Source organism: Peribacillus sp. P4_C12 (genome assembly GCF_056402095.1).
In genome coordinates, this window is sequence record NZ_JBFUIB010000133.1 from 1 (window position 1) to 8807 (window position 8807).

6 protein-coding genes and 1 riboswitch are annotated in these 8807 nt (G+C 38.3%); of the genes, 2 read left to right on the forward strand and 4 right to left on the reverse strand.

Going from position 1 to position 8807, the window contains the following annotated elements:
- Window positions 1-70: 70 nt before the first annotated feature.
- The 3 genes from AC1DUW_RS15845 to AC1DUW_RS15855 form a co-directional block, all read right to left on the reverse strand.
- On the reverse strand, window positions 71-931 hold the full coding sequence (locus tag AC1DUW_RS15845) for a 3-hydroxyacyl-CoA dehydrogenase family protein (protein WP_477642935.1): 861 nt from the start codon (window positions 929-931) through the stop codon (window positions 71-73).
- Between the two features lie 21 nt (window positions 932-952).
- Window positions 953-2089, reverse strand: coding sequence for an acyl-CoA dehydrogenase family protein (locus AC1DUW_RS15850; RefSeq protein WP_053344797.1), 1137 nt, complete (start codon window positions 2087-2089; stop codon window positions 953-955).
- A 490-nt stretch (window positions 2090-2579) separates the two neighbouring features.
- Window positions 2580-2670, forward strand: a riboswitch (cyclic di-GMP riboswitch).
- 606 nt (window positions 2671-3276) lie between these two features.
- On the reverse strand, window positions 3277-5490 hold the full coding sequence (locus AC1DUW_RS15855) for a helix-turn-helix domain-containing protein (RefSeq protein WP_477642936.1): 2214 nt from the start codon (window positions 5488-5490) through the stop codon (window positions 3277-3279).
- Between the two features lie 403 nt (window positions 5491-5893).
- Between AC1DUW_RS15855 and AC1DUW_RS15860 the strand changes: the two genes are divergently transcribed.
- Together AC1DUW_RS15860 and AC1DUW_RS15865 are read left to right on the forward strand one after the other, a co-directional pair.
- The gene (locus AC1DUW_RS15860; RefSeq protein ID WP_477642937.1) at window positions 5894-7351 is read left to right on the forward strand and encodes a SulP family inorganic anion transporter; all 1458 of its coding nucleotides are present in this window, start codon (window positions 5894-5896) and stop codon (window positions 7349-7351) included.
- 82 nt (window positions 7352-7433) lie between these two features.
- Window positions 7434-7580: a hypothetical protein gene (locus AC1DUW_RS15865; RefSeq protein ID WP_157444088.1), complete on the forward strand. Its 147-nt coding sequence runs from the start codon at window positions 7434-7436 to the stop codon at window positions 7578-7580.
- A 129-nt stretch (window positions 7581-7709) separates the two neighbouring features.
- Here AC1DUW_RS15865 and AC1DUW_RS15870 read toward each other — a convergent pair whose 3' ends face one another.
- Window positions 7710-8639, reverse strand: coding sequence for a manganese-dependent inorganic pyrophosphatase (locus AC1DUW_RS15870; RefSeq protein ID WP_201182190.1), 930 nt, complete (start codon window positions 8637-8639; stop codon window positions 7710-7712).
- Between the last annotated feature and the right edge of the window lie 168 nt (window positions 8640-8807).

Consider the following 8807-nt stretch of genomic DNA (forward strand, 5'->3'; position numbering starts at 1 on the left):
CAAATAAACAGTTGCTACCCCGTTCTCAATTTCATATTTCAACACTTCTAATTCCACTTTTATTGCCCCCTCATTCTTTGTCGTGGTCATAAAATCCTGCACCTGCCTTTTTACCTGTACGTCCTGCATTTACGATTTGGCGGATAAGTTGAGGAGCTGCAAAACGACCGTCTTTAAATTCATCATAAAAATAATCCATGACGTGCAAACCAATATCGACACCCGCAAAGTCCTGTAATTCAAAAGGACCCATTGGATAATTCAATCCCAATTTAACGGCTTTATCAATATCTTCATAAGAAGCTACCCCTTCTTCAGCCAATTTGATGGCTTCAATGAATTGCGGAATCATGATTCTGTTCACGATAAATCCAGGCGAGTCTTTTTTGACTTCGATTGGTTCTTTGCCAAATGCCCTTGAAAGCTCCATTAATTTTGATACGGTATCATCGCTTGTATGATAACCACGGACCACTTCCACTAATTTCATGATTTGCGCCGGGTTAAAGAAATGCATACCCGCTACCTTCTCAGGCCGCTTGGTCGCTCCTGCAATGACTGTGATCGACATCGATGAAGTATTGGTAGCAATTATCGCTTCATCGCCAAGAACGTTATCTAACTGGGAAAATATCGCTTTCTTCGCTTCCAAGTTCTCGATGATTGCTTCGATAACAATGTTGGCTTCCTTTAAATCTTCCAAATTAGTCGTTGTTGTGATTCTTCCCAGCACCTCAGGCTTTTGCTCTTCCTTCATCTTGCCTCTTGCTACGCTTTTATCCATGAACGTTTCCATTCTATTAATCGCATTATCTAAAAATCGATCTTCTACATCACATAAAATTACTTTGAAACCGGATAACGCTGCTTGATGAGCGATTCCTCCCCCCATTGTTCCTGATCCTACGACCCCGATAATTGTCTCTGCCATTTTCATTTCCCCCTTTTTTTGTTAGCTCAATATCTCTTTTGCAATGACGACACGTTGTATTTGATTTGTACCTTCGTAAATTTGCATGATTTTAGCATCACGGAAATACTTCTCAACTGGATATTCCCGAATGAATCCGTAACCTCCATGAATTTGCACCGCATCTTCGGCTACTTTCATGGCGGTATCAGCAGCGAAACATTTAGCGAAAGAAGCATGCTTCGCTGAAGGCGTACCCTGTTCCAAGAGAAAGACAGACTTATGAACCAATAACCTTGATGCTTCAATGGTCATCGCCATATCAGCCAGCATGAACTGGATGGATTGGAAATTAGCGATTGGCTTTTTAAATTGTTTTCTTTCCTTTGCATAATTTAAAGCGCTTTCATATGCTCCCTGTGCAATTCCTACCGCCTGGGCTCCAACCATCGGCCTCGCAAAAGAAAGGGCTTTCATAAAAATCTTAAAACCTTTTCCTTCTTCTCCAATTCGATTTTCAAGGGGGACAAAGACATCATCGAAGATAACCGAAGCTGTGTTAGAAGCTCTTAGCCCCATTTTCTTTTCCTTTTCACCAACCGTAATACCTTCAGAATCTCTTTCGACAACTAAAGCCGTAAAAGAATTTTCCCCATTTTCAAGCGTCTGTTTGGCGAGTACTACATAGAAATGAGCATAACTTGCGTTGGTGATAAAACACTTTTCCCCATTTAATATGTAACCGCCATCTTTTCTTACAATAGTTGATGACATGCCAGATACATCACTGCCCGCGCCCGGTTCTGTTAAGGCAAAAGAAGCATATTGCCCTTCTTCGGTTAAACGTTTCAAATATTTTTGCTTAAGTGATTCATCCCCACCAACTAAAATTGGATAAGATGAAAGTGAATTAGCTTCCAATGAAGTTGCTATGCCAGCACAGCCTCTTGCTATTTCTTCCACGATTAAGGCATGTGATAATTTATCAATTCCAGGACCTCCGTATTCCTCAGGAATAGATAGATTGAATAGTCCACATTCCCTCAACTTGTCCATGATTTCTACCGGAAAAGCCTCTCTTTCGTCGAACTCTCTTGCTAGTGGAATGATTTCAGCATTCACTACATCCCTTGCCATCGAAACAATCGCTTGCTGATCATCCGTTAAGTTGAAATCCATAGGTGCCCTCCTAATTGACTGAATTTTTATTTTATTATCTAATAATTGTCATTATATCTCCATATATTAACCAGTTATAGGTACATAGAGTACTAAACGGATCCCTTTAATTCGTACGTTTTGTACCAATCGAGATCCAGAGTGTAAACCAACTGTGTATCATACCCTCAGTTTGAATAACCCTCATTTTATATTTGAGAAGCCGCTTTCCCATTTATCCAATGATCATAATTCAGCCTGACTAATACGTTGTACTAGGAAATATATAAATGATCTATAATCTCTTACTTACTCTTATTTAGAATCATTACCTGATAAAATATATATATCTTTCCCTAATTGGTAGTTACATCTTGGAATAAAAATCCTTCGAGAAGAACCATCCCGAAGGAAAGTTCGCTTATCATTTGTTCTTCCCCTCATTAGTTCTTCCCATTTAATAGATAAGTATTTTTTCTGCACTTCCAAAACGGGTTAAATTTTATGTTAAGATTATTTTAGGCAAATTTTATGAAAGTAAAAGACGCAAAGCCACGGGCCTAAACCAACAATTTAGTTGTCATGGCAGCCGGGTTGCCAAGATATATCTTGATTAGATTAATTAATTATTTATTTCTTGCCCCCTTTTTAATTTGCCTAAAATTAGATAAAAGAGGGTTTTATATGTTTTTTCCTACTATTTATTCAGCTAATACAGATGAGAGACACATAGTTAAAGACAAATATACTTGTGCATGCGGCGCAAGATATAATGTATTCACTATGTTAACCAGAAGGGATCTTAGAAAGATTAGCTTCAAGCATTATAAAGAAGTAACATGTCCCGAATGTAAATCAAGCATTATTTATAAAGAATAGTTTCTGGTCTTTCTTTTGAGTAGACTTGCTTGCTCTTTCTTGGAACATAGGCCTAAATTCTATTCACCCTATCATTTCGATACAGAAGCGCTCACACGTAGCTTTTTCCTCTGCACTGGCTTTCTTTCCTTCTTTCTTCTAAAGCTTGCTTGAGTCCCACCATATAACATGTAAGATGAGGAGAGAAAGCTTGTGCAAGTAAACAAAAGGCTACTTGAATCTTATAAACTCTTCTATTACTAATGGAATCGCAGATAAAATTTTTCACAAAAAAAAGCCCCCTTCAAGGCCTTTTATCATTGATTATGAGGAGGACACATTTTGTTAGTCTATAACTGGCTGGATTGATATAAATCATGAAGTTTATAAGCAATCATCAGATTTAATCGCGTTTCTGCGTCTTCTAGATCCATGTCTAGAATGTCACGAATTCTTTCCAACCTGTAGCGCAGAGTACTGCGGTGTATGAAAAGTACATCCATGGTATTTTTCAGATTTCCGTTATTAAATAAATAGGCTCTTAGCGTATTCATAAGATCTGCTCCACTTCCCTTTGCATACTCCATCAACGGAGCTAAATACTTTTTCAGAAATAAATCAGCAAGTGCAGGGTCTTTCAGGTTATTTAAAAGAGAATACGAACCCAATTCATCAAATATAGCTAGACCATTTTTCGGGAAGCCATTTCGGCTAACATTATAAGCATGCATGGCCTGTTTGTAGGCATAATAATAATCCTCCAGCTTATCCGTCGCCCCTCCCACTCCCATATAAATCGTCAAGGAAAGCTTCTTGAAAATCGGTTGCTCTCTAAGATATTGATATAACTCTCCCCAATAAGAGGAGGCCAGGTCTTTTTCTCTTTCTACTGGAATCATGAGAATCATCATATCATCTCTTTTAGTCACGATGATTTCTTTGTATTTAAGATACAGCCGTTCTTTCATATGATCCCATTCCGAGGCTTTTTCTGCTTCTCTCTCGATCAGGTTCGAATGGGAAAGTAAAGATTCCTCTTCCAGTTTTAATGCAGCAATCCGGTGTGGCCGATATAAATCTATGTTCATTAGCGTCGCGTATTCCACTATTTTAGCCTTATCCTCTATCTTCTCTTCAAACAATTTAGTTATATAACTGTCCTTCACCTGCTCTTTAGTTTCTATAATCAGTTTTTGTTTGATGAACTGAATGGCATATACATTTAGCGCATGTCCAATTGTTAAATTCGTAACCTCATCCACAGCATTCTTATTTGTGATGATCGCTAAATAGCCTAATAATTCCCCACTTCCTATTACAGGCCAAAAACCAATCGCAGTAGAATCCTTTTTAAAATCTCCGAGCCATATTCCCCGTTTTTCCTTACCGATTTTCGCTTTCTCTTTCTCAATAAGACTATATATATCGGGAAGTGAATATTCATCCTCGTTTTCTAGATGAATAGAGATGTACCTGAAGAATCTATCAAAAAGAATGATTGAACAGGACAACAACCCGCTGAGGGTATCCGTGATGACATCAAAATCTTCCCCGTACAATGTCTCTTTGACCAGTTCCTGTTGATAGCCCATAATCTTTTGTAACCGCTGCTTTAAATGAATTTCATTTAAATATAATCTAGCGTTTTCAAATAATGCGGCCACATGGTTTGATAAAAATTTTAGAAGCTCAAGGTCCCCCACTGTGAATGCGCCCATTGCCTTATTGGCTAAATGAATCATTCCCACAGTCTTAAGATTAACCACCAACGGAACCGACAACTGAAAGCCACCCGATTTTTCAAAAAATGGAAAGTATGTACTTAATTCATTCTCTCCTATAACCCTAATATTTTCTTCCAATTTAGGAGAGCCTATCAAAGGGCTTTGCAAATAAAAACAGTTTTCTGATTCATCGAACAAATAGATGGAGGCGTCCTCCGCCATCGTACCTTGGCATGATAGCTCTAGCACCTTTTGCACTAACTCTTCCATCGATGAACCCGGGGTCACATTTTCATTGACCCATCTTATGCTGCTTAACTTTCGTTTCTCAAATTCCTTCTCCTTTGCAAGCTGCATAGCAACTGCGACATCTTTTCCAAATTCAACAAAAATTTGCTCAACTTCAGAAATTAAAGGAACGAAATTATGAAAGCCAATAATACAGAACCCATAGCTGATTCCATCATCTTTTAAAGGTACAGTAAACCAGGTTGAAATTCTTTCATTTTTCATTAACTTATAAAATTTGCAATTGAGGCTGCTTTCTTCTTTCCTAATATCCCATCCTTCTTCGAGAATCTCCGGAGAGCATTCACTTAGGTGAATTGGAAAGGAATCTGCGAAATGCGGCGAACCTCCTTTCCAGACTTTTGGATATAAGATATCATCTTCTCTTAAAACGATTGCCACGAAATCCCATGAAAACTCCAGTTGAAATGATTCTACCGTAAAATCTAATGTTTCTTGAATTGTATCGAATTTCACTAAATTTCTTGCAGTCAATCTTAAATGCGTTTCAATTTTTTCTACTAATTTCGTTCTCTTCTCACTTTTATTCATAGGAGCATCCCCTGTTCTTATCCATTGTTGAAGAATAACCCACAGTAAATACAGAAAAATCAGTATATTAATAGTAACATATCGCAAAAGGTAAACAGAAGTCTTTGGAAATTCAAACATTTAAACCCAATGATTCATACCTCACCAAAGTCGAAAAAATGCCCTATATCCCCTATCAAGCATGTGACAACTATAACCCTTATCGATACATTTCACTTAAAGTATTTCTTCCCCTTCTGTGAGACATCCAGACTTTTTGTCTCAAAAGTAAAAAGCTAATCAATGGATAGCCCATATTTAGTTGTTTCTATTATCCATAGATAGAATGAATAAGCCATGCTATAATTTATTGCGTTAATAAAGCAAATTAAAACACATATATAATGAAAAAAGGAGTGTTTCTTTGAATACATCTATATTAAAACAGGAGTGGTTCGGCAACGTTCGCGGAGATGTTCTTTCCGGTATTGTCGTGGCACTGGCACTGATTCCTGAGGCGATTGCCTTTTCCATTATTGCCGGGGTCGACCCAATGGTAGGGTTATACGCCTCTTTCTGTATCGCCATCGTCATCTCTTTTGTCGGCGGAAGACCAGGTATGATTTCAGCCGCTACTGGGGCAATGGCGCTAGTCATGGTTGATCTTGTAAAAGATCATGGCTTGAACTACTTACTTGCAGCAACAATTTTAACTGGTATACTGCAAGTTTTACTAGGGGTCTTCAAAATTGGAAAGTTAATGAAGTTTATCCCGAAGCCTGTTATGACTGGTTTTGTGAATTCTCTAGCCATTTTGATTTTCACGGCCCAACTTACTCATTTCGTGGGTGAAACGTGGATTATGTATGTCATGACGGCAGTTTCACTTGCAATCATCTATCTTTTTCCACGCATCACCAAAATCATTCCTTCACCACTGGTCGCTATCATATTCATGACTATTGTAGCAGTTACAACAGGGGCCACTGTGCGTACTGTTGGGGATATGGGGCAATTAACCGAGGCACTTCCAATGTTCATGCTTCCAGATATTCCTTTTACATTTGAAACATTGGCTATCATTTTTCCTTATTCCATAGCACTTGCATTTGTCGGGTTACTTGAATCATTATTGACGGCTCAAATTGTCGATGAGATGACCGACACAGATAGCAACAAAAATAGGGAAGCCAAAGGCCAGGGCATTGCAAATATTATCGCCGGGTGTTTCGGAGGTATGGCAGGATGCGCAATGATTGGTCAATCTGGAATTAACATTAAGTCTGGCGGCAGAGGTCGRCTTTCAACATTTGTTGCCGGGGCTTTTTTGATGGTTTTAATCGTGATACTGAATGACGTTCTTATTAAAATTCCAATGGCAGCCCTTGTTGCAGTCATGATTATGGTTTCAATAGGAACATTCGACTGGTCTTCCTTGAAGAGGCTCAGACTAGCTCCTAAGACGGATGCAGCTGTAATGATTGTAACTGTCATCATTGTTCTTTATACGCATGATTTATCAAAAGGCGTATTTGCCGGCGTTCTCTTGAGCATGATTTTCTTCTCGGCTAAAATTTCTAAAGTGTCAGTTGAAAAAACAGAGGACATTCAGGCTAAGAAAATTATTTATCGTATAACCGGACAATTATTTTTCGCCTCGGTTCAGGACTTTGTTTCCAAGTTCGATGTAAATGAAAAGGCTGATTCCATCACCATTGATTTTTCCCATTCAAAAATATGGGATGCTTCTGCAGTCGGCGCAGTTGATAAGGTTGTCCTTAAATATCGGCTACATGGTAAATCAGTTCAGGTGCTTGGTCTCGATCATGAAAGTTCCCAATTGCTTGAAAAGCTCGCCACTTATGATAGTAAAATATCTTAAGTTTAAATTTTGCTGAATAGAAACTTTTTAAACCGACAAAATAGATAACATGAAATATATCTAGATGGAAGGAGCAAAAAGTATGATATCCGAGCAGGATTATACGGCAGCAAACCTGTCACAAGATTTACTGAATGAACTAAAAAGCTTTGAAAGCAAGCTAGGCCAGGACGCAAATAAAGAACTAATTGTTATCGCCTATGAAAAAGAGAAGGAAGCTTTGAATTAAAAAAAAGACTCAAACGTCATTTAAATGGCTTGTTTGAGTCCTTTTTTATAGACATGATTGAAATTTGTTGACCCTCACAATATTACATAAAAGGGTGCTCGAAGTATTCAGAGCACCCTTTTCACATCTTTATTTACTGAATATGTCCGTTAAAACCGGCACGATTTGTTTTTTACGTGATACAACGCCTTCTAAGACGGCAATGTTGTTGCTCAATGTAACGTTATAAGCTTTTTCAACTGCTTCCGTTGATTTTCCAAGAGCCAAGGCAACAGAATCATTTGTTAAAATATCCGTTACAACGAATAAGAATAAATCTAATTCTTTCGTAGCAATAACAGCTTCAATAGCTGCTTCTAATTCAGCTTGTTTTGCAAGAACTTCGTTCGGATCCACAGCATTGACTTGAGCAATCTCCACTTTCGCAGTTCCCATAGAGAATTCTTTTGCATCAAGAGTAATTAGCTGGGCAATTGTTTTGTCGCTCAGGTCAGCGCCTGCTTTTAACATTTCTAAGCCATATGTTTCAGCATTTACTCCGGCAATCTCCGCTAATTCCATTGCTGCTGCAACATCTTGCTCAGTGCAGGTTGGAGATTTGAACAATAAAGAATCGGAAATGATGGCAGATAGCATTAAACCTGCGATTGCTTTAGGCACTTCAATACCGTTTTCTTTATAGATTTTATTTAAAATAGTTGCCGTGCAGCCAACTGGTTCTGCGCGGTAATATAAAGGATCGCTTGTTTCAAAGTTAGCGATACGGTGGTGGTCGATAACTTCTAAAACACGGACTTGGTCAATGTCTTCAGCACTTTGCTGGCGTTCGTTGTGATCGACTAAAATTACACCATCCGCTTCCCCTGCCACTTTTTCTACAAGACGAGGAGCTTCGAATTTGAATTGGTCTAATGCATATTGAGTTTCACCATTCACTTCACCAAGACGAACAGGTTCAGCATTGATACCTAGTTGTTTTTTCAGATCCGCATAAGCGATAGCTGAACAAATTGTGTCTGTATCTGGGTTTTTATGTCCAAAAACTAATACTTTTTCCAAGATTATTTCTCCTTTTTAATAAATATTTTTCCGGGAACCCCCATCATTACCATAAGGGAGAGCCACCTTTACTATACACTTTATTTTAACATAAAATCTCTTACATTCAGCGTTTGAATTTCCCATTTTTCTATTAATTCTTTCACCCTTTTTCCCTCTCCCCTCACT

Coding starts and splice junctions, on each gene's coding strand:
- AC1DUW_RS15865 (WP_157444088.1), top strand. CDS start 7,434: ATGATATCCGAGCAGGATTATACGGCAGCAAACCTGTCACAAGATTTA.
- AC1DUW_RS15850 (WP_053344797.1), bottom strand. CDS start 2,089: ATGGATTTCAACTTAACGGATGATCAGCAAGCGATTGTTTCGATGGCA.
- AC1DUW_RS15855 (WP_477642936.1), bottom strand. CDS start 5,490: ATGAATAAAAGTGAGAAGAGAACGAAATTAGTAGAAAAAATTGAAACG.
- AC1DUW_RS15845 (WP_477642935.1), bottom strand. CDS start 931: ATGGCAGAGACAATTATCGGGGTCGTAGGATCAGGAACAATGGGGGGA.